The sequence below is a fragment of the Synechococcus sp. UW69 genome, from assembly GCF_900474185.1.
Classification (GTDB): Bacteria; Cyanobacteriota; Cyanobacteriia; order PCC-6307; family Cyanobiaceae; genus Parasynechococcus.
In genome coordinates this window covers 498,018-524,913 of the sequence record NZ_UCNW01000009.1, presented here as the reverse complement: position 1 = coordinate 524,913, position 26,896 = coordinate 498,018, and the positions used below count along the sequence as shown (strand labels likewise).

General features: G+C 52.6%; 19 protein-coding genes. 6 read left to right on the top strand and 13 right to left on the bottom strand.

Annotated features, from left to right (window positions below; all coding sequences use genetic code 11):
- Positions 1–823: 823 nt before the first annotated feature.
- From DXY29_RS10185 to DXY29_RS10150, 8 genes are all read right to left on the bottom strand, one after another.
- Positions 824–1,843 carry an NAD-dependent epimerase gene (locus DXY29_RS10185; protein ID WP_115024886.1) on the bottom strand — a complete coding sequence of 340 codons (1,020 nt, stop codon included), beginning with the start codon at positions 1,841–1,843 and terminating at the stop codon, positions 824–826.
- Positions 1,843–3,246, bottom strand: a complete 1,404-nt coding sequence (locus DXY29_RS10180) for a nucleotide sugar dehydrogenase (RefSeq protein ID WP_115025052.1) — start codon at positions 3,244–3,246, stop codon at positions 1,843–1,845. Before DXY29_RS10180 ends, DXY29_RS10185 begins: the two co-directional genes overlap by 1 nt.
- The gene (locus DXY29_RS10175) at positions 3,243–4,193 is read right to left on the bottom strand and encodes a UDP-glucuronic acid decarboxylase family protein (protein WP_115024885.1); all 951 of its coding nucleotides are present in this window, start codon (positions 4,191–4,193) and stop codon (positions 3,243–3,245) included. Before DXY29_RS10175 ends, DXY29_RS10180 begins: the two co-directional genes overlap by 4 nt.
- 2 nt (positions 4,194–4,195) lie before the next feature.
- A complete protein-coding gene (gene hisS / locus DXY29_RS10170; RefSeq protein ID WP_115024884.1) occupies positions 4,196–5,488 on the bottom strand; it encodes a histidine--tRNA ligase in 1,293 nt (430 codons plus the stop codon).
- A 41-nt stretch (positions 5,489–5,529) separates the two neighbouring features.
- Positions 5,530–6,699 carry a glycosyltransferase gene (locus DXY29_RS10165; protein WP_371411083.1) on the bottom strand — a complete coding sequence of 390 codons (1,170 nt, stop codon included), beginning with the start codon at positions 6,697–6,699 and terminating at the stop codon, positions 5,530–5,532.
- A gap of 88 nt (positions 6,700–6,787) precedes the next feature.
- Complete coding sequence (locus DXY29_RS10160) at positions 6,788–8,041, bottom strand: HlyD family secretion protein (protein ID WP_115024882.1); 1,254 nt, start codon at positions 8,039–8,041, stop codon at positions 6,788–6,790.
- Positions 8,041–10,971 (bottom strand): type I secretion system permease/ATPase, encoded by a 2,931-nt coding sequence (locus DXY29_RS10155; protein ID WP_115024881.1) that lies wholly within the window; start codon positions 10,969–10,971, stop codon positions 8,041–8,043. Before DXY29_RS10155 ends, DXY29_RS10160 begins: the two co-directional genes overlap by 1 nt.
- Positions 10,968–11,738, bottom strand: coding sequence for a peptidylprolyl isomerase (locus tag DXY29_RS10150; RefSeq protein ID WP_244279370.1), 771 nt, complete (start codon positions 11,736–11,738; stop codon positions 10,968–10,970). Before DXY29_RS10150 ends, DXY29_RS10155 begins: the two co-directional genes overlap by 4 nt.
- 115 nt (positions 11,739–11,853) lie before the next feature.
- Here DXY29_RS10150 and galE point away from each other — a divergent pair, with 115 nt between their 5' ends.
- Both galE and selD read left to right on the top strand, forming a co-directional pair.
- Entirely contained in the window at positions 11,854–12,888 is a 1,035-nt protein-coding gene (gene galE, locus DXY29_RS10145; protein ID WP_115025051.1) for a UDP-glucose 4-epimerase GalE, read from the top strand.
- Positions 12,885–14,912, top strand: a complete 2,028-nt coding sequence (gene selD / locus DXY29_RS10140) for a selenide, water dikinase SelD (RefSeq protein ID WP_115024879.1) — start codon at positions 12,885–12,887, stop codon at positions 14,910–14,912. The genes galE and selD overlap by 4 nt, the downstream gene beginning before the upstream one ends.
- Here selD and DXY29_RS10135 read toward each other — a convergent pair.
- Positions 14,857–16,215, bottom strand: a complete 1,359-nt coding sequence (locus DXY29_RS10135; protein ID WP_244279369.1) for a glycosyltransferase family 39 protein — start codon at positions 16,213–16,215, stop codon at positions 14,857–14,859. The genes selD and DXY29_RS10135 overlap by 56 nt on opposite strands.
- Before the next feature lie 193 nt (positions 16,216–16,408).
- Here DXY29_RS10135 and DXY29_RS10130 point away from each other — a divergent pair, with 193 nt between their 5' ends.
- Positions 16,409–17,254 carry a hypothetical protein gene (locus DXY29_RS10130; RefSeq protein ID WP_115024877.1) on the top strand — a complete coding sequence of 282 codons (846 nt, stop codon included), beginning with the start codon at positions 16,409–16,411 and terminating at the stop codon, positions 17,252–17,254.
- Positions 17,251–17,946 (top strand): hypothetical protein, encoded by a 696-nt coding sequence (locus DXY29_RS10125; protein WP_115024876.1) that lies wholly within the window; start codon positions 17,251–17,253, stop codon positions 17,944–17,946. The genes DXY29_RS10130 and DXY29_RS10125 overlap by 4 nt, the downstream gene beginning before the upstream one ends.
- On the opposite strand, the gene DXY29_RS13085 is transcribed toward DXY29_RS10125, so the two are convergent.
- Genes DXY29_RS13085 through DXY29_RS10115 form a run of 3 tightly spaced genes read right to left on the bottom strand, consistent with a single transcriptional unit; the run spans position 17,943 to position 24,129 of the window.
- Complete coding sequence (locus DXY29_RS13085; protein WP_136987752.1) at positions 17,943–19,082, bottom strand: hypothetical protein; 1,140 nt, start codon at positions 19,080–19,082, stop codon at positions 17,943–17,945. The genes DXY29_RS10125 and DXY29_RS13085 overlap by 4 nt on opposite strands.
- 29 nt (positions 19,083–19,111) lie before the next feature.
- Positions 19,112–22,228, bottom strand: coding sequence for an ABC transporter transmembrane domain-containing protein (locus DXY29_RS10120; protein ID WP_115024875.1), 3,117 nt, complete (start codon positions 22,226–22,228; stop codon positions 19,112–19,114).
- 47 nt (positions 22,229–22,275) lie between these two features.
- Positions 22,276–24,129 carry a hypothetical protein gene (locus tag DXY29_RS10115; protein WP_136987751.1) on the bottom strand — a complete coding sequence of 618 codons (1,854 nt, stop codon included), beginning with the start codon at positions 24,127–24,129 and terminating at the stop codon, positions 22,276–22,278.
- 255 nt (positions 24,130–24,384) lie between these two features.
- Between DXY29_RS10115 and DXY29_RS13545 the strand changes: the two genes are divergently transcribed.
- Positions 24,385–24,561, top strand: coding sequence for a hypothetical protein (locus tag DXY29_RS13545; RefSeq protein WP_170952190.1), 177 nt, complete (start codon positions 24,385–24,387; stop codon positions 24,559–24,561).
- Between the two features lie 36 nt (positions 24,562–24,597).
- Here the strand turns inward: DXY29_RS13545 and DXY29_RS10110 are convergent, their stop codons facing one another.
- Complete coding sequence (locus tag DXY29_RS10110; RefSeq protein WP_115024873.1) at positions 24,598–24,816, bottom strand: hypothetical protein; 219 nt, start codon at positions 24,814–24,816, stop codon at positions 24,598–24,600.
- 361 nt (positions 24,817–25,177) lie between these two features.
- Between DXY29_RS10110 and DXY29_RS10105 the strand changes: the two genes are divergently transcribed.
- Positions 25,178–26,884 (top strand): tetratricopeptide repeat protein, encoded by a 1,707-nt coding sequence (locus tag DXY29_RS10105; RefSeq protein WP_115024872.1) that lies wholly within the window; start codon positions 25,178–25,180, stop codon positions 26,882–26,884.
- The last annotated feature ends 12 nt before the right edge of the window (positions 26,885–26,896 follow it).

The following is a 26,896-nucleotide window of genomic DNA, read 5'->3' as shown; positions in this document are numbered from 1 at the left end:
ATCTGTTGATAATTTAATGAAGCCTAACGACTCTAGAAATTGCGATTTCTTTTGAATATAATCGATATAGTGATTAACGTTTTCAGGAATACAGATAAGATGCCTGCCAAAAAAGGCATTAGTTTATGAGATCTTTGTGAACAGCCTACCTAGACTTAGCAATCATGCGAATAGATCATTCCACAGTTTCAACTTCCTGCAATTAACAAGTATTTGTGAGCAGTCATCTTGTCAACTATCTGTCTACCCTTAAATTTATAGTGCATGTTTATTAAAAATCGAAGAGCGCGATATCGACATTATAGTTATAAGTCTAATGGCCGTAACGCAAGAAGCCTCTTCAAAAATCAATTATAACAACTAATAAATACTTCAGAGAGACAAGAAATCAATCAATGACAGGCAACACTGATTTCGGCAAAAAGTTCAGACCACAATTTAAAATCATCATTTAAGAGCTCAACCTCTGCATAAGGAGTAGTGCCAATACACAGCACTAGAAAATATTGTTATCTACTATATTCAGGGCTCTTTCCAGCTTTCAGCTTTTACTAATAAAATCGCATTAACCAGCCAAAATCGGGGAAAGACTAGGAAAATCAAAAGCGATCGATTAATCTGCAAGCCACCAAAATATTATCGTAAAAAAATTGATATATCACGAACTAATCGGCACGAGCAAGAATTGGCTTCATTCAATAAGCCAATTCAGTAGATTTTTCCAGCAACAACTGCTGAACCTTCAAAGTGGCGATCGTGTAAACGCAAATAGCGAATGCCCAAAGGAAAATTTTTCCTCCCAAAACAAAGTATTAGTAATTTCTCAATCATAGAAATCAGTAAACCATTCGGTGAAATTTTTTATGCCGCAGACAAGAGATGTTGCAGGTTTAAAACCAATCCAACTCTCAAGAGCTGATGTGTCGGCAGCCGTAGAAACAACGTCGCCCGGCTGCATCGGTTGATAATCCTTCACCGCCTCACGGCCCAGTGTCTGCTCCATCACCTCGATAAAGCGCAATAGTTCGATGGGCTGACTGTTGCCGATATTGAAAACCCGATGCGGTGCCGCCGCCGTGGCCGGGTCCGGCTGCAGCGGATCAAAGGCAGCATTGGAAGTCGCCGGCTTGTCGCAGCAACGCAACACCCCCTCGACGATGTCGTCGATGTAGGTGAAATCACGCTGCATCTTGCCGTGGTTGAAAACCTTGATCGGTTCACCCGCAAGGATGGCTTTGGCAAACAGCATCGGAGCCATGTCGGGGCGCCCCCAGGGGCCATACACCGTGAAAAAGCGCAACCCTGTAGCCGGCAGCCCATAGAGATGGCTGTAGGTATGAGCCATCAACTCGTTCGCCTTCTTGCTAGCGGCGTACAGGCTCACCGGATGATTCACCGGCTGACGTTCGTGAAACGGCAAATTACGGTTACCGCCATAAACCGAGCTACTTGAGGCGTACACAAGGTTTTCGGTGCCGGAATGGCGGCAGCCCTCGAGCAAATTCCCGAAGCCCACCAGGTTGCTCTGGATGTAAGCCGCCGGGTTCTCCAGGGAATAACGAACACCAGCCTGCGCGGCCAGATTCACCACCACCTTGGGCCTTTCTTCAGCAAACAGTGCCGTCAACGACTCACCATCTTCCAACGCCAAACGCTCAAAACGCCAGGCTCCAGAAGGAGCCACGGCTTCGATCTGACCCAACCTTGCCTGCTTAAGGCTGGGGTCGTAATAGTTGTTCAGATTGTCGAGACCGACAACACGATCACCACGCTGCAGAAGTCGTCTCGAGAGGGCTGCGCCAATGAAGCCTGCAGCGCCAGTGACAAGAACTGTTCGCCCCATCAACCCTCACCATCCCCCACTCGCCAAAGGCTTAGGCCCGCGGCTCTCACCTGTTCGGGGTCGGCAACCGCCCTCGCATCAAAGACCCATGCCGGCTTGCGCATCCGGCCGGCAAGAGACATCCAATTGAGATCGCGGTATTGCTGCCATTCAGTGAGCACCAACACGGCATCGGCACCTGTCACGGCATCTTCAATGGTGCCGGCTTCAGCCCAACTACCGGTTCCACTGAGGGAGCCCGCCTGAGGTGCTGCTTCCTGTTGAAGGTCCCGTGCCATCTGTTGAGCAGACACCTTGGGATCGTGAATGGACAGCTGAGCACCTTCCTCGAGAAGATCTCGGCAGATGCGAATCGCCGGAGCTTCGCGGGTGTCGTTGGTGTCGGCCTTGAAAGCAAAACCAAGAATCGCCAGCCGCTTTCCAGTCACAGTGCCGAACAACTTTTGCACCACCAACCGGGCAATGCGGTGCTGTTGCCACGTGTTCAGAGCCACCACACTCTCCCAGTAATCCGCCACCTCCGGCAGGCCGAAATGACGGCAGAGATACACCAGGTTGAGGATGTCCTTTTGGAAACAGCTACCACCGAACCCCGGCCCAGCATTGAGGAATTTCGGGCCGATCCGACTGTCGGTGCCAATCGCCCGAGCCACCTCACGTACATCCGCCCCACTGGCCTCGCAGAAGGCAGCAATGGAGTTAATCGAGCTGATGCGCTGCGCTAAGAAGGCATTAGCGGTGAGCTTTGAGAGCTCACTACTCCAAAGGTTGGTGCGCAAAATCTGCTGCTGAGGAACCCAGTGGGCGTAGATCTCGGCGAGGGAATCAATGGATGCAGGATCATCACCACCGATCAAGACCCGGTCGGGGGCCTCCAGATCGCTAATGGCCGTTCCTTCCGCCAGAAACTCGGGATTGGAGAGCACCGAAAAGGTCCGTTGATCCTCTCCGTCACTAGCTGCTTCCAGGATGGTTTTAATGGCGGCAGCCGTTCTCACGGGCAGGGTGCTCTTCTCCACGACGATCGTGTGACCGGTGGCCGCCTGAGCCACCTCACGGGCACAGGCTTCCACCCAACGGAGATCACTGGCCTGTCCAGCTCCGAGCCCCTTGGTCTTGGTGGGCGTGTTGACCGAAATGAACACCATGTCCGCAGCGGCAATGGAAGCGGCCACATCGGTGGAGAAATGCAGGTTGCGTCCCCGAGCCCGTTCGACCACGCGGTCGAGCCCTGGTTCATACACAGGCAACTTGCCAAGGTCGGGATCATTCCAAGCATCAATTCGCGCCTGGTTGATATCCACCACCTGCACTTGAACCTGCTGGCAGCGATCAGCGATCACCGCCATGGTCGGTCCGCCCACATACCCCGCACCGATGCAGCAGATCCGTTGAATCTTCACGTCCCGCAACCTTCTTCAAGTTCCAGGAGATTACGGAAGGAGTCGATGGTGGGAGCCAGACCCTGCTCCAGTGACACAGTCGGCTGCCAGTCGAGCTGCTGACGGGCGAGGTCAATCGCCGGTTGCCGCTGTTGAGGGTCATCCTGTGGTAAGGGCATCTCCTCCAAAGGCAGCTCCGGATTGATCCGCATACGCACCAGCTGCGCCAACTCTCGAATCGTGAATTCAGCAGGATTGCCTAGGTTGATAGGCCCGTTGTGCTCACCGTTCATCAGGAGGATCAGCCCCTCGATGAGATCACTGACATAACAGAACGAGCGGGTCTGGCGGCCATCTCCGTAGAGCGTCAGTGGTTCGCCCCGCAGAGCCTGAACGATGAAGTTGCTCACCACCCGGCCGTCATCCAGGAGCATGCGCGGGCCATAGGTGTTGAAGATGCGCGCTACCCGCACCTCAACACCATTCATGCGCTGGTAATCAAAACAAAGGGTTTCAGCGATGCGCTTTCCCTCGTCGTAGCAACTACGCACACCGATCGGATTGACAGAACCCCAGTAACTCTCGGGCTGGGGATGCACCTCAGGATCGCCATACACCTCACTGGTGCTGGCCAGCAGCAACCGCGCTCCTACCCGCCGAGCCAGACCCAGCATGTTGTACGTGCCGAGAAAACTGGTCTTGGCCGTTTTGACCGGATTGAACTGATAGTGAATCGGCGAGGCAGGACAGGCCAGATGCCAGATCCGGTCGACCTCCAGCTTGATCGGTTCCGTGACGTCGTGACGGATGAGCTCGAAGCGGGGATGGCCAATCCAGCGGGCGATGTTGGCCTTGCGGCCGGTGAAGTAATTGTCGAGACAGATCACCTCATCACCGCCCTCCATCAGGCGGTCGATCAGATGGGAGCCGAGAAAGCCGGCACCGCCAGTGACGAGGTGGATCTGCATACTCAGGGGGTGCGCAGTGCATCCACAATCGCGGCCACCGGCGAGATCGCAACGGTGGATTCCTCACCCTGCTGCTGCAACGGCTTGAGGCGCACCATTCCCGCCTGGGCCTCCTCATCGCCGAGCACCAGCGCCCAGCGCGCACCGCTGCGATCGGCCCGCTTGAACTGCTTGCCGAAAGAGGAGCCCGACGCATCCAATTCGACCCAAAGCCCAGCGGCCCGAAGCTCCCGTGCCAAGGACAGGGCAACACACTCAGCCTCCCCACCTCTGTTCACCACATAAACCTCGGCTGATGGAGTCGCCGTCAGTCGGGCGGCGACTCCTTGAGAATCCGCCTGCGCAGCAGCCTCAAGCACGAGCAAAAGCCGTTCCATTCCAAGAGCCCAACCGATGGCGGGGGTTGGGGCTCCTCCCAACTGGCCGATCAAGCCGTCGTAACGGCCACCACCGCACACGGTGGCCTGGGCACCGAGTTGGTCACTGGTGATCTCGAAAGCCGTGTGGCTGTAGTAATCCAAGCCACGCACCAGCCTGGGATTGAGTCGGAAGGGAATGCCAAGGGCGGTCAGCCCCTGCTGCACGTCGGCAAAACGCTCACGGCTGGCATCACAGAGCGCATCCACAAGAGTGGGTGCCTGCTCCAGCAGGGTCTGAGTGTCCTTGTTTTTGGAATCAAGGATCCGCAGCGGATTGGTGCTGAGTCGGGCCTGGGAATCAGGATCTAAAGCGTCAGACCGCTGTTCGAGCCAGGCCACTAGTGCATTGCGGTAGGCCTGGCGGTCCTCCGCCGTGCCAAGGCTGTTCAATTCCAGCTCCAATCCCCCAACCCCAAGGCTGGCCAGGAGGTCCCAAGCCAGAGCGATCACCTCAACATCGCTACGGGCACTGCTAGCACCCAGCCACTCCACACCGATCTGGTGGAACTGACGCTGCCGGCCGGCCTGGGGGCGCTCGTAGCGAAACATCGGCCCCGCATACCAGAGCTTCTGTGCACCCTGACTGAGCAAACCGTGCTGAAGGGCCGCACGCACCACGGAGGCCGTGCCTTCCGGCCGCAAGGTGCAGGAGCGATCGCCCCGGTCTTGAAAGCTGTACATCTCTTTGCCCACCACATCGGTGCCCTCACCGATGCCACGGCAGAACAGATCGGTCGTCTCCAGAAGCGGCGTCCGAATCTCGCCAAACCCTGAACGCTGGAAATACTCCCGAGCCATCGCCTCCACCGCCTGCCAGCGCTGAAGCGCCTCCGGCAGCAGATCCACCATGCCCCTGAGGCTCTGGAGCTGACTCACGTGCGGGATGCGGGTACAGCGGCCCAGTCTGCCGGGTGACCTCAGGCCACGATGCTGCGAGTGGCCACCAGGTCCATCAAAGCCAGTTGTCGAGTGACGCAGGCATCAAGGTCATAACTACGTTCGACCGTCTCTCGGGCCGCTGCACCAAAGCCAGCAGCGCGCTGAGGATCGTTGAGCAGCTCAACCACCGCCGCGGCCAGATCTGCGGGTGAGAAGAAATCCACCAGCACACCGTTCTGGCCGTGACGAACGACCTCCCGCACCGGAGCCGTGTCGGACCCCACCACCGCACAACCACAGGCCATTGCCTCCAGCAAGCTCCAGCTCATCACAAAGGGGTAGGTGAGATACACGTGGCAAGCACTGAGCTGCAGCAAGGGAATGAACTGGCTGTAAGGCAAGGGGCCCGTGAAATGAACCCGGCTCGGGTCGTACTGACCATCGATTTCCGCCAGGAAGCGCTCACCCCACTCCCCGTCCGGGCACTCAGCGCCGTAGCTCACCCCCTTGGTCTTGCCGACGATCACCAACCGCGCTTCGGGGTATTGCCGCTGCAGTTCAGGAATGGCCCGGATGAAGGTGTGGCAGCCCCGATAGGGCTCCAGGCAGCGGTTCACAAAGGTGACGATCGGTTGACCCTTCTCCAACACGGTGCCATCAGGCAGCTTGAGCGGCTCCGGTGATGGATGGGGACGAGCCTGCTGGAGATCAATGCCGTCATGAATCACGCTGATTTTTCGACGCCAGTGCTCCGGATAACTGCTCGCCTGAAAATGGGTTGGAGAAACATTCCATGTGGCCTGCTCCAGCGTTACTTGCAAATAAGCATTTTTCATGATTATTCGCGCAACGTAATCCCAATCCCGCTTTTCATCTAGAAACTCAGGATCAAAATTGGCATCGAAACCATGCTCACGATAGAAAAATTCTTGATAACAAAGAACTGGAGTATCCGGCCAAACGGTACGCAAAAACATAGCCTCACCCCAACCAGGATGAGCACAGATCAAGTCTGGATAAAATCCCTGATCACGCAGTCGAGAAGCTGCTCGGGCGACCCCCTCCGCCCGAATCACTTTGGTTTCAGTTTCTCTTGCCAGGGGGTGAACACCTGCACCATTGCCCTGACTAAGGGAATAACGAAAATAAGCAATATTATCTGGAAGCTTGCCCAAAGGACCGACTTCATTAATCCCCAACCCAATCACTTGATGCCCACCAAGTCGAGACAAACGGCGAAGGATATGGACGTACTGCCCTGGAAAGTTCTGATGAACGAAAAGGATCCGCACTGACTCAGAGACGCTGTAGCGATTCCGCCTTGTCCTGGAATTCTCCCAGCAGCAGCTGCAGGTAGGAGACCTTGCGCAGCTTGATGTTCGCCGTCAGGCTCATGCCCACCTGCAGGGGCAAGGAGGATCCCGTCTTGAGCTTCAGCTGTTGATCATCCAGCTGAATCGTGACCGGGAAACTGAGTTCCTGACGCTGCTCCTGGGGGTCAGGCTCTAGGGCATCGGAACCGATGCGAATCACTTTGCCCTTGAGCACTCCGAAATCAGTGGAAGGGAAGGAGTCGATGCTGATATCGGCAGTCATGCAAGCGTCACGCTTTTCAGGACAACCCGGTGGCACCTGCACAAAACCGATCTTGTTGCTTGGCACCTCCACCTTCGCTTCGAGCGAACCCATCGGCACCACCTTCATGACCGTCTGGGTGGATTGGGCGGTGAAGCCACGGGACGTGGGCTTGAGATCAAAGATCACGCCATCCACAGGCGACCTGAGCTGCTGATAACGCAGGGTGACCTTGCTCTCCACCAAGCGCCCATTGAGATCGGCAAGCTCCGACTTCAATTGAGCCGTCTGTTGATCGAGAAGGGCGATCTGGCGCAAGCGTTCCGCCTTGGTCTGCATCAATTTTCCGCGGGTTTCGACAACGACGTTCTGCTGATTGAGGTATTGCACTTCGGAAAAGGCACCAGCTGCCTCCAACTGCTCGTAGCGCTCCAGGATTTCGGCCTGCAACTGCAGATTGTTCTCCAACATCAGCACCTCTTCCTGATTGACCTGGATGGTTTTGAGCTTTTCCTGCTCTTTCAACTGCAGTTGTTCCTGCATGAGCTTGATGTTTTTTTCAAGACTCACGCGCTGTTCCTCACTGGCTTCAGTGTCCAGCTTCATCAGCACCTGGCCGGCCTTCACACGATCACCTTCGGCCACGAGGATTTGATCCGCCACACCGCCCACGGGCATCTGGATGTCCTGGACTGATCCGATCGGCTCCAGCTGGCCTGGTGCTACGACGATCTCCTCCGTCCGAGCAAAGGCCAGCCAGGCCACACCGAACAGACTGCTGCCAATCAGGGTCCAGGTGACGGTGCGCATCCAGAAGCGACCCTGCTGAAGAATCGATTCGTCGTAGGTGTTGAGATCGGTTGCATCTCCCATGTCGCCGGGGTCAAAGCGACGCAGAAAGTCCCGGGACGTGCCAACCAGATTGCTGGACCCCTGCCTGACGAGGGCCGTCAACTTTTGAGGATTCATCTTCATCAGGAGCTCTCCTGCTGGCGGTAAAGGGCGTAATAGCGACCGCGGTGCGTCATGAGGTCATCGTGCGTGCCGACTTCAACAACAGCTCCCTGGTGCAACATCACAATCACGTCGGCCTTACGGATGGTCGACAGACGGTGGGTGATGAAGAAGACGGTGCGGTCGTTGAGGTTGTCGAGAAGGTTGTCGCAGACCTTCCGTTCGGTTTCGTAGTCGAGGGCGCTTGTGGCCTCATCCATCACCAGCAGCCTGGGGTTGCTCAGCAAGGTGCGGGCGATGGCAACTCGCTGTCTCTGTCCTCCGCTGAGGGCAGCACCCCGTTCACCAACAGGCGTGCTGTAGCCACTGGGAAGATCCATGATGAAGTCATGGGCATTCGCGAGACGTGCGGCCCGCACGATCTCCTCACTGGACGCTTCAGGGTTTGTGAGCGCAATGTTGTCACTCACGGTTCCGCTGAACAAGAGGGGATCCTGAGGAACAATGCCGATCTGACGACGCAGGGAATAAAGCTCGACCTTTCCGATGTCGTAGTCATCGATCAGGATCCGGCCTCCCTCGGGTGCATAGAGCCGGGGCAGCAGTTTCATCAGCGTGCTCTTGCCGCTTCCGCTCTGGCCCACGATGCCCACAAAGGTGCCGGCAGGAATCTCAAGATTCACTTCCTTCAGCACCTGCGGCTGCCCGGGACGGAATCGAAAGGACAAATTCTCAAACCGCACGTCTCCCTGCAGCGGTGGCAGCATCACCTTTGATTTATCGACTTCATCGGATTCCTCTGGTGTATCGATCACATCGGCAAGCCGTTCAAAGCTGACGCGCAGTTCCTGGATGTTCTGCCAGATCGTGGACAGGCGCAGCAGGGGTTGGGTGACGTAACCGGAGATAATCCGGAACGCGATCAGCTGCCCCAGAGTCAGATCGCCACTCAGCACCATGGAGGCACCAATCCAGAGCACCATTAACTGAGAGATCTTCTGCAGCACCTGGCTGGTCTGATTCAGGGCCGTGCCGGTGATGGTTTTCTCAAAGGTGCGGGCGATGTATTGGGAATAGAAACCCTGCCAGCGCCAGCGGCTGACCATCTCCACGTTCTGGGCCTTCACCGTCTGGATGCCGGTGAGCACCTCCACCAGATGACTCTGGGTCTTGGCGTTTTCTTCAGCAGCCGCACGGAACTGACGGCGGAAGAGGGGCGCACCCACGATCGTCAGTCCGATCTGAATCGGAAGAACGGAGAGGGCGATCAACGTGAGCAGCCAGCTGTAAATCAGCATCACCGCGATGTAGATCACAGAAAAGGCGGCATCCAGGATGGTGTTGAGGGCTTGACCGGTGAGGAAATTGCGGATCTTCTCCAGTTCAGCCACCCGAGTTCCCAATTCACCCACAGGGCGCCGATCGAAATAGCCAAGGGGAAGACGCAACAGGTGGTCGATCACCTCAGCCCCAAGGCGCTGATCAATCCGGTTGGTGGTTTCCGCAAAAAGGAAGGTCTTGAGGCTGCCGAGCACCCCCTCAAGAATGGTCACCACCACGAGGGCGATTCCAAGTACTTGCAGCGTGTCCAGGCTGCGCTGGGTAATCACCTTGTCGATGATCACCTGGATCAGCAGCGGATTGGCCAGGGTGAACAGCTGCACCACAAAACTGGCGGACAGCACCTGGATCAACACGCCTCGATAGCGCTTCAGAGCAGGCCAAAACCACCCTGGGCCGAACTTCTGATCGGGCGTGGAATTGGACCGCTCCATCAGAAGCAGTTCAATCCCATCGGGGAACTGCTCCGCGAGATCATCCGGCGCCAGGGTCACCATGCCCTGCCTGGGCGAGGCCAGCTTCAGACCCCGCTCACTGCTGGCGATCACCAGAGCAAAGCCTCCCTTCCACGGGAGCATTGAGGGCACCTGGAGACGCGTTCCCGCTCCCGCCGGGACCCTTGCCGCCATTACGTGCAGACCAAGACTGGCCGCCAGCTGCCCACAGAGCTGGAGATTCGGAGTCAGGCCACGACCGAGGTTGTCCTGAAGAACCTTCTCGATCGAATCACGGCGAAACGGCAGCTTCATCAGCTGCGCCAGCATCTGAAAACAGGCCAAGGTTTCCTGAAGAGAACCATCAGCACGAATCAGCCTTAGACCGTCCACCACATTCCGCTCTGGGCTGTAGCTGCTGACGGGGGGAAGTATCTCGGCATCTTGAATGGATTCGAACGGCGTCAGGGCTTTCTCTGGATCGCTCTCATCCAGGGGCTCCAAGGCGGAAGCCTCGATTGACGGCAGCGCCACCAGACGCAGCGAAAAAGGTTCGCAGGACGGCATGTCCGCAAATGATCGAACCGGTTGACCGACGGTCAGATCGCCCCACGCACTTGTGACATACAGACGCTTCCCGGCAGCCAGGGCTGCATCCACCGCAGTGGAGTTCGGAGCACAGCGCTCGGCGGAATGCAGGGCACTGTCCAGCTTTTCAAGGGCAGAGCTCTCGGTCTCAGGGTTGTTCTGCTCAAGAGCTTCCAACAGCTTGAGCAGCTCCTGGGGCCAGAGCTGTTGATCGCACCAGTTTCGGAATGTGGGTTCGCTGTAATAGAGCTCGCGCCAGAGTTCGTCGGAGAGTGCACAGGCAATCACCTCCTCAGCGGCGATCACGTTCTCGCAAGGGGCACCGCAAAGATGACTGGCGGCCCCAATCACACTGCCGGGGCCGAACTTGCCGACCGTCGTGAGGCGGCCATTGTTACGACCAACAAGCCTAGCCTGGCCTTGGAGGATGACCAGGATCCGGGCCGGGATGTCGTTGGGATCACACAGCTGCCCGCCAAGCTCGAAACGGAGCAAATTGCTGCTGCTCTCCAACCTGTAAGCCGAGACATCAGAGACACCGCGGAAGGCCGGATGCTCCAGCAACGGGAAAGACGGTGTCTGGGTCATCGGGAGATGCTGAAGTCGCTGAAGTCATTTGTGGGCGCCGGCTCTGTCGTTCCAGAGGCAAGCAGGCTCAAGCTGTTGGCGGTTTCCTCGTCGATCCAGGCGTCGAACATTTCTTGGCACATCTGATCAGAAACCTCATCGGTGAACGTTGCTGGTGAGTAACGCTCCAACCGAACCACCAGCCACCAATCCGAAATTCGGAAGGGTTCAAGCAGCACACCGGGCTGAGCGACCCGTAACTTCTCGACCAAGATCGGATGCGCCTGGGTGAGGGAGACGGGGCCCACGATTCCGTTGGTGTTGCGTTCCGGTCCCTCGGCGTAGCGCTTGGCCAGATCGGCGAAATTGGATTCACCCGATTCGATCTGCAGGTAGAGCTCACGCGCCAGAAAGCTGTTCTCTAGACGAAGCAGGCTGTACACCACCTGATCCAGCTCGTTCTTGCGTTCCAGGAAGCGCGCCTCAGCCTTAGCCGCGAAACGCTCCCGAATGAAGCTGCGGCGACGAATGCCGTGGCGAAGACGCTCCAGAACCTCCCCCTCGCTACGCCCCCACTCACCCAGAAGCTCCGCCCACTGCTCGATGCCGTCGTAACCACGCTGCTCAAGCAAGCCGAGCCGCGCCTGCTCCAGCTGTTCATGTGAGACCACGACGTGGGCGATCGCCTCACTGATCAGCATTTGCTCTACCAAGGGCTTGAGCAGGTTGAACCGGTCAAGAAGAGCTTGACCTTCTACCCCAATCGCTCGCTGCAACTTCGGAACCACCGTTCCGCTCTTCACAAGCCCAATGCAATGGGTAAAAACTAAGCTAAATCGCTTATGGCGGCAGCCTTTTGCAATCAAGTTGATCCAGAATCAGGGGATGCAAACGGTTGCAGACATGAGCCGGAGGGTCCTCATCACTGGAGGTGCCGGCTTCATTGGGAGTCACACCTGCCTTGTGCTGCTGGAGAAGGGCCACGAGCTTGTGGTGCTCGACAACTTCGACAACAGCAGCCCCGAAGCTCTGAAGCGGGTGCAGGCGCTGGCAGGTTCAACCCAGCTGACCCTGGTGGAGGGGGACGTGCGTAACCCCAGCGCTGTGGATCAGGCCTTCAGCGCTGCTGGAGCCGTGGATGGGGTGATTCATTTTGCCGGACTGAAAGCCGTTGGGGAATCGGTCGCCAACCCACTCCTTTACTGGGATGTGAATGTGAACGGCAGCCGCGTGCTAGCGGCAGCTATGGAGCGTTACGGCTGCCGAACCTTGGTTTTCAGCAGCACATCCACCGCCTACGGAGAACCCGAAACGTTCCCACTGCGGGAAGACATGCCAACGGCGCCGGTCCACCCCTATGCCCAGACCAAAGTGGCGGTGGAACAGATGCTGGGGGCCCTTTGTCGCTCGGGCCAATGGCAAGTGGCTTGCCTGCGCTACTTCAACCCGGTTGGCGCTCATCCAAGCGGACGGATCGGTGAAGACCCGATGGGAATTCCCAATAACTTGTTCCCTTACATCACCCAGGTAGCCGCAGGCCGCCGGGATCGATTACGCATCTTCGGCCAGGACTACCCCACACCGGATGGCACCGGCATCCGGGATTACCTGCACGTGATGGATCTGGCCGAAGCCCATGGCACGGCTCTTGATCACTTGTTCGAGCGGCAAACGTCTGATCCCTTAACCCTGAACATCGGCACCGGCCGTGGCCTCAGCGTGCTGGACGTGGTGCACGGTTTCGAACAGGCCACAGGCTTGACCATCCCCTACGAAGTTGTGGAGCGTCGACCCGGCGATGTGCCCCGCCTCGAGGCCTGCCCCCAGACCGCGCGGAGCGTGCTCGGCTGGAGTGCCCGCCGAAGCCTGGAGGAGATGTGCCGCGATGGCTGGGCCTGGCAGCAGGCCAATCCAGCGGGGTATCGGCACAACCCATGAGTACAACTGGTGTGCTGCTCCTGGCCGGCGGCGGCCATAGCCATGCGCTTCTGCTCAATCGCTGGGCGATGCGGCCGGAGCGACGCCCGCCGCACAGCATCACGCTGGTGAACCGCAGCAGCACAGCTCTGTATTCCGGCATGGTGCCTGGGCTGATTGCCGGTCTCTATCAGCGCGACGAGCTCGCCATCGACCTGCGCCAGCTCTGTGACAGGGCCGGAGTGGCCTTCGTGGAAGCGGAAATCACCGGATTGAACCCTCAGCAGAACTGGCTGACGCTTCGCGATCGGCCTGCACTCCACTTTGATTGGCTCAGCATGGATGTGGGCGCAGTAAGCCGACCGAGCGCCACTGGGATGCCGATCAAGCCCTTGGAAGCGTCGCTCGCCTTTCTGGAGAGCGAAGATTCATGCGACCCCAAGCCCCTGCGGGTAATCGGAGCGGGAGCTGCCGGTTTGGAAGTCGTCTTAGCACTGCGTCGCCGCTGGCCGCAACGGGCGCTGGAGCTGCAACAGCGTCCTGGGCAACTGGATCGAGCACTGCAACGGGTGCTGCGACGGGCGCGCATCGACTTGATCAATGACGACAGCCACCCCTGCGGACCCAGCCTGCTTTGCACAGGAAGCCAGGGTCCCGCTTGGCTTGCGAAGGCCGGTCTACCGCTGGATCCCGATGGCCGGATCCGCACGGATCGCTGTCTGAGGGTGGACGGGCATCCATCCCTGTTCGCTAGCGGAGACTGTGCCGTGATCAGCGCCGCGCCCCGCCCGGCGTCAGGGGTGTGGGCGGTACGCGCCGGACGCCCCTTGGCCAGCAATCTGGAAGCAGCCTGCCGGGGCCAACCCCTGCGCCCCTGGAATCCGCAGCGTCAGGCGCTGCAGCTGATCGGCAGCCATGAGGATGCCGCCTGGGCGCGGTGGGGCAGCTGGCGGCTGGGGCCATCCCCCCTGATTTGGCGCCTGAAGCAACGCATCGACCGCGCCTTCATGGCCGGATTTCAGCGACCGCCGACGATGCCCGATGCGGCTCCGATGGCCTGCCGGGGTTGCGCAGCCAAGTTGCCCGCCCAACCCCTGGGCGCAGCCCTGGAACGGGTGGGGCTGGGGGGGCAGCCGGAAGACGCCGCTCTTCTCCCTGGCAATCAAGAGCTGCTGCAAAGCATGGATGGCTTTCCGGCCCTGGTGAGTGACCCCTGGCTGAACGGCCGTCTGACGGCCCTGCATGCCTGCTCTGATCTGTGGGCCTGCGGTGCTGAGGTCTCCAGCGCTATGGCAACGATCACGCTGCCGATGATCCCGGCCAACGATCAGCAGGAGCTGCTGGTGCAGACCCTCGCCGGCATCCGCTCGGTTCTGGATGAACAGGGCGCCGAACTGATCGGTGGACACACGATGGAGTCGCGCAGCGCCGCACCCGTGCCGGCAAGCCTCGGGGTGCAGGTCACCCTCACGGTGAACGGCAGCAACAGCAAACCGCCCTGGCTGAAATCAGGCCTGCGGCCCGGTGATGCCCTGCTGATCAGTCGCCCCCTTGGCACCGGGGTGCTGTTTGCAGGGGCCATGAGCGGCGCCACGAAAGCTCCTGATCTGGATGCTGCGCTGCGGGGCATGGCGTGCAGCCAGCACACGCTTCTTGAGCAGGTGGAGCCGGTCCGGAAGGACATTCACGCCTGCACCGACATCACCGGTTTCGGCCTGCTTGGACATCTGGGCGAGATGCTCCAGAACGACCCAGGACTCAAGGTCGAGTTGGACAACCCTGCTATCCCGACCTACCACGGTGCGCTGGAGCTGTTCGAACGCGGCGTCTCCAGCACGCTGGCCCCGTCCAACCGGGCAGCCTGGCGGTGGCTGGAGGGGCCTGTTCAGCTGCACCAGCAGCCCTCCGCTGCCCTGCTGGAGCTGCTGGTGGACCCGCAGACCTGCGGCCCGCTGCTTCTGGCTTGCACGAGCGAGGCTGCCGAACAGCTCATTTGGACAGGCCCATGGATTCAGATCGGCAACGCAACAGCCGTGCATGGGTGAGGTCGGTAGCTTGCGGTTCACAGCGGAAACCCGCAAGCTCAACCTGCGATTGCAGCGGTTTGAGCTTGCGCTTCATAGCCAGCGGCGGCCCACTGCTGGCCAGCCAAAGTTGCTGCGGCTGATCCAGTCCCTGCAGCCGTTGCTTCAGATCCGCCTTTCCCCCCCACGGCGCTGATGGCGAAGGAATCCTCCCCATCGCCGCCTCCATCCGGTCGCTGAGGTTGAACAAACGCTCGCGGGGGCTGTAGCGCTCCTCCAACCCGCTGGTGCGCTGACTGATCTGACGGAACTGGTCCTGTTCCCGTACACCACCAAGCCCGGCATCAAGCTCGCTGAACCCCGGCCCCCACCAGCTGGCCAAAATCAGCCCCAGCACAACAAGACCACAGCCACGGCCGAAGCGATTGAGCTCCAAACCACCAATCTGCACCGACAAGACGGGCACCACAGCCGGTAACAGCACCACGAAATAACGGCTGAAGGCCATTGGCTTCACGAACGACACAACAACCACCCCCAGGACCATCAGCAGGGACGGGATCAGACCGCTTCGATCGAGCAGATTCCAAGCCGGCCAGGGGATCCGACGCAGCCCTCCCCAACGCCGCAGCAACTCCAGCAACAGCAGGATCAGAGCCAATTTGGGCAGCGGCCAGAGTCCAAGGCCGCGGGCCAAGGTTTCCTCAAACAAGGCGTAATCCGGCACACCGATCCAACTGGCGGCCCGGGAGCTGAATAAATAGTCAGCTGCATAAGCCATCCAGGCCAAGGCCGGGATGACTCCGATCAAGGCGGCGGCAGCAAATGTCCAGCGGCGTTGCCAACCATCCCAAGCCGCGGCCGCCAGCACCAGAAACAATCCATAGAAGTGGGTCAGTCCTGCCAGCCCGGCCACCGCCCCGTAAGCGATGGGATGGCCCGAACGGCGCCACCACCAGGCCAGAGCCACAAAAAGTACAAGCACGGCATAGCTCTTGCCCTCGATCGCAAAGCGGATCGGATAAGGGCTACAGAAAGCCAGCAGCGCTGCGATGGCCGCCACCCTGAGACGCCCCCCCCCTAGGGCCATCGCCTGTAGAACCATCACAAATCCACCGGCCAGATAGGCCAGCCAAGACAAAAAACGAAGACTTATAGGACTTTGTCCAACAAGATTCCCCCAAAACCAAAGCAGAACGTAATAGGCGGGGGGGTGAGTGTCTTCCCGGAGCATCACCAAGAGACTTCGAAGACTGGGCTGAAAACTCTTGCCAACGGTGTAGAGCTCGTCACTCCAAAGAGTCGTAGCATCAATCAACAGCAAGGTCCTCAAGCCGAATGCCAAGCAAAAGGCAGCAACCAAAATGGTCCAGCTACATTTCATCGACCGAGATCAAGAGCAAGCAACGCAAGACAGCACATCAAACTTTAAAAACGCATCATGGACCCACAAGATGATACAAAGCTAGTTCATTACAATAAAAACAGAGACTATATACTTGTACAGACTCAGGAAAATGAAGTGGAATCATCTCAAAGGCAAGAACTTCATTAGTAAATTCCAAAAGGCCATGGCACTCTACCCAAGGGAGAAAATGACGATTCACTTAGGCGCCGAAAAAGAGGACGAAGAAAATCAATTTCGAAAGCTAAAAACAGGTCAATACATCACTATCGAAAAATCGCTCCCTGAAATAAAAATACAAAGACTTCTAAGAATTGCAGACCAGAGATTCAAAAAGGTAAGCGATAGACCCTTATACATCGCCGATGAAATTACACTGGGAGATTCAGTTGAGAAGAGACATCAGCTCAGCGGTGCACTTGCAATGCTAAAAAAGGCAAAAAACTTGTTACAAACAAACATCGGAGATGAAATAGCAATTATCAGACAAAAGACTCTCCTTCGAAGAACATGGCCAATGTCTGAAGACCATTCTCGAAAACTTGGACACAATGCAAGCAATTTAACGTGGCATCAAGACAGCAACCCCAAACACGGCAATAGAGCGATGATTGTATTAATGGCATCACTCCAGGACGGATTTGGGGAACAAATACCAGGGCTATCAATACACAATCTAGAAGTAAATTCGTTTAAGGGTATTTATGGTTATGATGGAAAGAAGGTAGAGATATTCGAGAAACAAGCAAAAGAAGTAGACAAAAACTCACAAATAAAACGCCCAAGGCTTAACAGGGGGGACATGATAATTTTCGATGGACTTACATTTCACCGAACATATGCAACTGAAACTATGACTTCGCCCAGAGACGCCTTACTTGTTAGAGTCGTAAAGCCGAAAGACACTCAAAATTTTGGAGAGCTTCAGCACATCAAACTTAACATCAAAAAACTATGAATAAAAAGATAAGAATTGAGGAAATCGAAGACACGCTAACAAAAGATACATCAATAGCCGAATTTAAAGATGGACTAACAAGTACTCTATGCAAAGAGCTTGATCAGCTAAACCTATTGACTACACTTATCAAGTCTCGCCTAGTTAGGGCTATTTATATATATTTAGATGGAATTGAGAATAATACAGAAGAAACATCAGCAGAAACACTCTTCGAAAGAGCAAAGGATGCCCTATCATGGGATTGGTTTAGCAGTCAAACAGACAGACATTACTTAAACAGAAAAGATACTCTAGACAAATACAGCTTTAAACTGTTGAGAAATCAAAATAAAGGAGTAATCCTAGAAGCTCAACAAAGAATCATGAACCAGGAAGAAGAGTGGGAATCAGTATCCAATAAATGGGGCATCGACCCAGAAAAGAAATTCTGTGGAATATACGAAAATATTCCAAGCAATAAATTAGGAAAAGAAATTAAATCAATAATTACAGGCCTAGAGTTGAATAAAGTTAGCGAACCGTTCAGGATGGGAAAAAACTACGCAATCCTAGAAATCACCAAAAGAATAGAGCTACAACTTGATAAAGATACACGTAAAATGCTAGCAGAAGAACTTTTTGAGAACTGGCTTGACAAAAAAACCAAAGATATTATAGACAAGTATTTAATGCAAGATGTCCAGAACTAAAGATGTTTCCAGAAATTAGCGCCTAAACCGTCTTTTTCGATCCAATATTGCACCTCATGATCGGCCTCATGCTGTATACGGAAATTAATTTTTGATTCTATTACTTTACGGGCATTAGCAGAATCTTTCTTAAGTTGAACGGGTGAGATCAGTGGCTTACATTGGAGTATTCTCCTGGCTTTTAGGCGAGCAGGAGGAACATCACATTCCTTCCACATGCTCCAAAATAAAGATTTAGCTCTAGAGAATAATTTAACATCCCATTGATTAAGCGATTCAAGCAATGAACGATTTTCAGACAAAAGCGATTGCTGTATACGTGTAACACCACTTGCATTCCATTGAGGATTATGAATAAGGTCAGAACAAGGATGTATAAATGGTTTTAACCCATACAGGGATTCTAATATTAAAATCGAAGGCAACACTTGATCTGTTAAGTAAATCCAGTTAGTAGCTGAGAGGTAGTCCATAGCTAGATCAAAAGTAGATTGATCAATAGGTTTATTATCTAGTAACTCGCAGGATTCGAGATCTGATGAGAATGACTCATGACTGTTAATGGCAGCATAACCAGCAAGCCGTCGAGTCATTCCATTGAGTTCGTGGGAAAGTTGATTATTAGATATATCAATTATTTGTTGCGGAGATGAGAAATCGCAACCTTTAGTCTTACCGACATATCCACCATCTTGACTATCACTTCTTAAAGTTTTTCTGTGGAAGCGTAACAACCCAGAATTCATTCTGGAAGCTGGCTCACGCATGGTAATCCACTTGTCATAGTCAGAAATTCCTAAACCTAATGGCATACCGGCATAAGTATGACCAGCTAATATCGCAGGCGATTTTTGAGACTTAATCCACAATTTTAATTGCTTAGCTTCTGTGATTTGAAGAGGCTGCACGTCATACGGTACAGGCCATCCACACCTAGTGAAGGGGTGGCCGATCTTTAAATAACTATCATGCACATTGACACTAAGAAGAGCTGTAAGACTGCTACCTCCAGTTCTCCAATTATGAATTAAGTGAACCCAACGATTGTGTGGCCAAATCTTCGGGACACCAAAGATTTGCTGATAACGATCAGAAGGGATGTAATGATCGGCAGGTGTAGTAAATGGAATAACCATGAGAAAGTCAGAGGAGAAAATGAATAGTACTATTGATTGCCGCCAGCTTCTTGTTGCGAGTAAAGAGCAAAATATCGACCTTTCATTTCAAGCAATTCAGAATGTACCCCTTCCTCAACAACTTGACCTTGATGCATCATGATAATTTTATCTGCATTCCTTATAGTGCCCAACCGATGTGTTATGAAAAACACAGTTCGGCCATCAAGTTCGGATTTTAAATTTTCACAAACTTGGGCTTCAGTTTGATAGTCTAATGCACTAGTTGCCTCATCAAGAATCAACATTCTAGGTTCCGCTAGAAGGGTCCGAGCGATAGATAAACGCTGACGCTGACCACCACTTAAATTACTACCTTTCTCAGACAAAATTGTATTGTAACCATCTGGAAGATCCATAATGAAGTCATGAGCACAAGCTACTTTTGCGGCTCTAATAATATCATCAGTGTCCGCCTCGGGACGTCCTAAAGATAGATTTTCTCGGACACTACCTTCAAAGAGAAGGCTTTCTTGTGGAACAATTCCAACCTGCTGACGCAAAGAACCAAGATCAGTCTTAGCTATATCATAAGCATCAATTAATATACGGCCAGACATAGGTTCATACAGTCGACCTAATAACTTCATCAAAGTACTCTTTCCACTTCCACTTAAACCTGCAACGCCAACAAACTGACCATGTTCAACATTTAAGGTGACATGATCTAGAGTTAAAGGACCTTGGTTAGCAAAACGGAAGCAGAGATCGTCAAAAGAGACATCACCAGACAAAGGTGGTAATGCAATTTGACCTGTATTGGCATTTGCTTCAGGCTGCTGATTAATAATATCACCAAGTCGTTCAAAACTAAGACTAACTTTCTGGAAACCTTGATAGAGATTTGAAAGCCTTAGCAAGGGACCTGTTACATATCCGGCAATAATTCGGAAAGCAATAAGCTGACCAAGCGTAATATTGCCTTCAATAACTTCAATCATACCCACCCAAAGAAGAAGTAAACTACTGAGAGTATTTAGAAAATTACCAATTTGACCACTAATCGTACCAACAGTAACTGCTTTGAATCCCTGTTCAACGACACCTTGATAACGATCTTGCCATTTCCAGCGACTTTTAAGTTCTATATTTTGTGCCTTAACAGTCTGAATAGCTCCCAAAACTTCAATCACGTGACTCTGTGTACGTGCTTGTGCGACCGCCTGCTTGCGTATTAATGATTTATAGAGAGGAGCCACAATAAATACAAGCATTGCATAAAGAGGAAATGTTGAAAGCGCAACAACGGTCAATAGAGGGCTATAAAGAATCATCACAACAATATAAATAACACTAAAAAGCATATCCATAACAGAAGTGATTGCCGTACCTGTAAGAAAGTTACGAATAGAATTCATTTCTCCCAGACGTTGACTTAATTCACCAACAGGACGACGATCAAAGAATGGAAGAGGAAGTCTTAGAAGACGATCAATAACCGTGGCACCAAGCTGCAAATCCATTCGATCGGCAGTATCCTTGAAAACGAATGTGCGGAGTCCCTGCATTAATGCTTGAAAAAGCGCAATAGCAATTAGCGCACCACCTAAAACATTCAAACTGCTTATGTTTCCTTGGGAAAGAGTTTTATCAATTATCTGCTGCATTAATAATGGTATTGCTAATGTAGCAATCTGTGCTCCAAAAGTAGCCAGGAATACAATAAGCAACGACCAGCGGTATTTTCTAAGCAACGGAGCAAACCACTGCCAACCGAAACGGTTAGTTTTTGTTGTCTCTGTTTTATTAAAAAGGAGAACCCTTTTAATGTCCACACCATTAGCAAAAATATCTGAGAGCGAAAGCTCTATTATTCCTAACTTAGAATCAGAGACAGTATAATTTGAATTTCGTGACTCTAAAACTAATATTGGCCTAGAAGAACTGGAATCGCCTGAATCCTGTAATAAAATAAATGGAGTAACGACAGCATGAAACTGATCGGGCCTAACCTTGCCAAGCCGAGTTTGCAATCCGAGGACTTCTCCAAGGATGGCAAGTAGCTCCAGACTGACCTTACTACGTTTTTTAAGTTGTTGCTGGATAATTCTATCAATAACCTCAGAGGAAAATGGTATTGAAAATAAATCAGCTACATTATGCATACACGCCCTAATTTGGCCGTTAATATTAGAAGATGATCTCGAAGGAAATTTTTGACGAGGCTCAAGATCTTCGGAGTTAATAAAACCTAATTCTTCAGTTGATGCAATTCGGGCCAAGACCTCTTCTGAATCTGTTGCGATGGTATAAAGATTGGAATCCGAAGGAGAAGAGACTCGGTCGTTCTTATCAAAATCAAGTTGCGATTGATAGGGAGCTATTAAGTGATGTGGGCAAATCAGTACTCGCAAAGAAGATTCTAACCCAGTAAAGAAACCACTATCAAAGAAGTGGCTAGTTAAATGTGAACCAACATTCAATACCTCGCCTGAATCAAGCGTGAGGTCAGAAGCTAAGAAATAAGATTCTTTCGTATTAGAAACGAAATCAGAAGGGTGAATAGATTGAACAACAGTACGCTTTACTATTTGACGAATCCAAGCTTCTTCGTCTGAGGGAGGGCATAAAAGGGTCTTAAAGACTTTATCAAGAACAAATAGACTTTCAGAAAGACTTACTTTAGAATCAAAGTAATCGTAAAAAGCATTGTTAGATTTCAAAGCCTCCTGAATTCCCATAGAAGGTATGAGAAGACATACACACTGATCAGATGCTTGAATATATTCAACAGACGATTTCGACAAAAGAGATATCCAGCCAAGTAACTGACCGGAACCACGACGATCAAGGGTAATTGTTCTGCCAGAAGATAATTGAGATAGAACTCTCACCTCACCTTGCATTAAGACTAACAAACCTGGACTGGCCGTTGAATACTGCAAAATACGAGCACCCAACTCATAACGCACTAGTTCAGCCTGATCAAGAAGGGAATTACGCTCTTCAGGCGATAATAAATTAAATGGTGGATTCTTAAAGACGCTTTGAATGAGAGCTGATGACACCTGAATCCATTTGCGCACAGGCCACTCTAAACCAAAAGCATCCCGAAGATCTAAAAAAGCATTGATAGAGGGAGGAAAGCCAAAAAAAAGAGGAGGCAAAATGCCTCCTCAAGAATTAAAGAGTGACTCGTCAGGTTAAAACCCGATCAGAGAACACCGTTGAAGCGGATACCACCGGTTCCGGCACCACCAGCATCGGTGAGTCGGAAGTTACCAGCAGTCGCGATATCGAAGACAAGGTCTGCAGCAACCACGGCGCCGGTTTGATCAGCTCCGTCGATGCGAACGACTGTATCCTCGTTGAGACCACCTTGAACGAACAGGTAGCCTTCAACACCGCCAGCAGAACCTGCCTGGATGTTGAAAACGCCAATGTTGTTTTGGCCGACAACAACGCGGTCAACAGCACTGATGATGTTTGCAGTAGTCGCACCGCCGGTAGCGATGAAGGCTTTGTTTGCAATACCACCAGTATTGTTACCGGCGGAGTTCATAGTGAACTCAACCAGACCCAAGTTCAGTTTGACCGTCATGCTGCCTTCACCAGCAGTGAAGCCTGCAGTGACTGCACCACCAGTGTTGACGTTTCCAGCCTTCGCAAAGGCTGCATTACCCATAGCACTGAAGGTCATTGTGCCACCACTCAACACACTGGCACCAGCAGTTGCGTTGAACGAAATGGTATCGAAGCCTTGAGCAGTGGACTCAGCAGTCTGGAAGTGGAAGTCGAGACCCCTCAGGTTTCCGTTACCAAGAGCAGTTGTCCCGCTAAAGACAATCGAGTCAGCTCCGCCACCTGCGTAGACATTTGCAGAGGCTGAACCAGCCGAAGCAGCAAGGTTGAAGCGGATGGTGTCGTTTCCAGCACCACCAGCAGCACTACCGAAGTTGATGCCTTGCGCACTGTTACCAGTGATCACGAGGTTGATGCTGTCAGCACCTGCATCGCCTCGGATAACACCAGCAGAGAACGAAACCGTTGAGCCGGTATCACCAGTTGCAACGAAGTTGAGGGTATCTGCACCAGCACCGCCTTGAGCAGTGAAGGTAACCGCTGAACCTTCAATGAAGGAGCCAGAGATTACGTCAGCGCCAGATCCACCCAGGATTCGAGCAGCAGCGTTCGAACCCGTGAGAGCCGTAAGGGTAATGGTGTCAGCACCTGATCCACCATTGAACTCGACTCCACTGTTCGTACGGATGAAGTCAGAAGCATTAGACATCGTGATACCCACGACATCAGCTCCGTCTCCACCATCGATCTGAGCAGCAGAGATCTGACCGCCAGAAGCAAGGTTGAACTGGATAGTGTCGTTGTCGGCACCACCATCGAAGGCGATCTGACCACCGGTTTGAGTACCGAAACCAGCAGAAGCTCTGACGTCGGCGGTGAAGAGGTCAGCACCTGCACCAGCATTGATGGAGATGGCCGAAGCTGCAGCACCTGTGTCCAGGGTCAGGGTGATGGAGTCAGCTCCAGATTCGCCGCTGAAGTTTGTACCGGTAAGGCTGCCGGTGGTCAGGCTGATGTTGATGTCATCACCTGTATTCGTTCCACGGAAGAAGGCAGAGCCATCAAGAGCGCCAGCGGAGGCAACATTCAGATTGATAGCGCCACCCTCGGAGGTGGTGGTGCCTGCACTGACGATTCCTGGAGCACCCAGGGAAACGACCAATCCGCTTGCACCAGTGATGGCAATTGCGCCACCAACAACGTTGAAATTGATGGTGTCAGCACCAGTACCACCAAGGATACTGTTAGCTGAACCAAAAGTGACAGCTCGGTCGGAGCTGAATGTCATGACGTCGGCGCCGGAAGCACCATTCATCAGGAAGCCGGAATAGAAACCGCCACCGATGTCAACGTTGACTGTGTCGTTTCCTAGCGAACCAGCAACACTCGCACCCTGTGCAGAGTTGGCACCGAAAGTAGCGCTAACGGAGTCATCTCCCTTACCACCAGCAATTCCGAATGCAGTGGAATCGGCGTTAACACTCACGCTGAGTGTGTCAGCACCGCTGTTGCCGTTGATGCGGAACTGCTGTGAAGTGCCAGCGAGCGTGGCGGAGATGACGTCATCTCCTTTGTTGCCACCAACCTTGACAGCAGACTGAGTGCTCCTACCACCAGCAGCTGCAGAAACAGCCGAAAAGAGGACGTTGATGGTGTCGTTGTCGGCACCGCCAAAAACTCGGAAGTTATTGGCTTCAGAACCAGTCCAAGAGGCACTGATGCTGTCAGCACCACCGTTGCCTTGGATAAGAACGTTCTCAGCTGTGGCGCCGTTGGCAACCGCAGCGAATGTGATCTCGTCAGCTCCTTCGTTACCTTTGATGGTGGAGCCGGAAGCAGAGGCGAGGCCGTTGACTACAAGAAAGTCGTCACCAGCGCCAAGCTTGGTGGTAGTTGCCTCGAATTTCGCAAAACCTGAACCAGCTTGACCAGAGAAGGTGAGGGTGTCATCACCCTAACCCATCTTAAGGTCTGCGGAGCCAATGGAAAAACCAAGGCCTTTACCACCGTCACCAGTGCCGTTAGAGACAGCTGATCCGATGATCAGAAGATCTTCACCAGAGAGACCTGCGACGGTAATGTCGCGAAGGTTACCCGTAGCGTTTCGAATGTCGTCCTGCCCGTCAGTGCCCGTGTAAGCAGCACTGACCGCAGTGATCAGAATGTCAGCCATAGAAGGAAAGAGAAAACTCCTCAACGAACCCGCGGCCAGTCCGCGGCGATCGCAATATACAGGTTGAACCCCAAGAGTCAAAGGACTTTTCAGACATCCTGTCTGGGTTTCACCACTGTCCATCGCCTGATCAACGGCCGGCAGAGAGGAGAGGGCTTAAGTAATTTAACACGCGAAAGCTATAAAAGCAAGTAATATAAAAAAAATTAATGCAAAGGGTCCGGGTTTCTCTTTTCTTTCTTAGGACCAATCGCCAAAAATCAAATTTTTAGCGATTGGTTGAGGCGACTTTTTTACATCAAAGAGCGTCAACAGTGGTAAGATTTGAGAAATTTGAAAAGCTTGCAAGGTGACCTTGTCAATGGCAAAAACAAAAAATTTGGATTTTAAGTCGGCTTATAAGGTCGCTATAAAAGCTCACACAACTGAAGATTATAAATTAGCTCTAGAGAAATATAGAGCAATTATAGCACACTTCGATGCGCCACCAGCTGAGATTTTTGGAAATTATGGAGCAGTTTTAAGAGAGAAGCAACGCCCTGAAGAGGCTGCCGCCATCTATAGACGTGGTCTAAGCCTTCACCCAAATAGCATTATATTAAAACGAAATTACGGGAATCTTCTCAGTGAGGAGGGGCATTACACCAAGGCACTAGGTTTATACATAGAGGCAGAGAATTTACTAACTGAAAATGCGAAGCCAGGCAAGCGTGAGGCTATACAAAGACAACAAGCACAAGCCTTATCTGACGTCGGGCACTATAAATTAGCACTCAAGATACTTGAGCCAATACGTAATGCCCAGCCAAATGACACCAATTTAACCTTAGGGATGGCAGATCTACATCTGCAGATTGGTGATATCGAAAAAGCACGCGACCTTTGTGCAATTGATTGCAATGCCTCAGAGCTGGATCTAAATCAAACGTATATGTTCTCAAATCTACTTTTATCACTCGGTGAATTCAACAAAGCGCTGGAAATCTTTGACGAGGCGACATTAGTACACCGAAAGAACCCGCAAGATTTAGATTCAAACACCAGGCAAAAATATGATAACACCTGCTGGAATTTTGCACTGATGCTTTTGAGGCAAGGATTGCTTGAACGTGGTTGGCAACTATACGAGCATGGAAGAAGGGTACCCAATGGCAGGGGTGGTATGCAAAGAACAGTATTTAAGTCAATATCATCAAAATTTATTCCTGAGTGGGATGGTTCCCCCCTTCAAGGTAAAAAACTACTTATTAATGGCGAACAGGGGATAGGAGATGTAATGATGTTTGGGATGCTTATATCTCCTTTACTGGAGGAAGCAAAGGCGATTGGAATTACAACTTATGATCGTTTAAATTCTATCTTCAGGAGATCTTTTCCAAAATGCAAAATATATGACATCAAGGATATAAAGAAGGGAAACATTAACAAAGACGATTGGGATTACCAAGTCGCCATCGGAAGTCTACCCATGCTTCGACATGATTCACTTCAGAAATACGAAGACCTTAAACCATATTTGAAAGTCGATCATGATCAACAGCGCGAATTCCAGAATCGATACGAATCAATCAAACGCGATGGCCAGATCCTTTGTGGTTTTAGCTGGAAAGGAGGAGGGAATGCGAAGCAAAAGAAAACGAAATCTTTGAGCCTAGAAGAATTTCTTCCCCTTTTTCGATTACCTAATATCAGATGGATTTCTTTGCAATATGGAGACGTTCGCGAAGAGATTGATGCATTTAATCAAAAACACTCACTTGAGTTACTTAATCCTTTGGATGTTGATCCTTTAAAAGATATGGATAGATGGTCATCTTTGGTTTCATGCTGTGATTATGTTGTCAGCGCAGCAAACACGACCATACATGGTGCAGGGTGCTTGGGCATACCAACCACGGTAATTTTGGCGACCAATCCTGATTGGAGATGGCTTGGCGCTGATGATACACCTTGTTATTGGTATAATTCAGTAAATATAGTTAGGCAGATTGAAATGGGTGATTGGGTAAAACCTGTAAACGACGCCTGCGAAAGGCTAGCAAACTGGGCAGCTAGGCCAAAGCAGTAATGATAAAGTAGC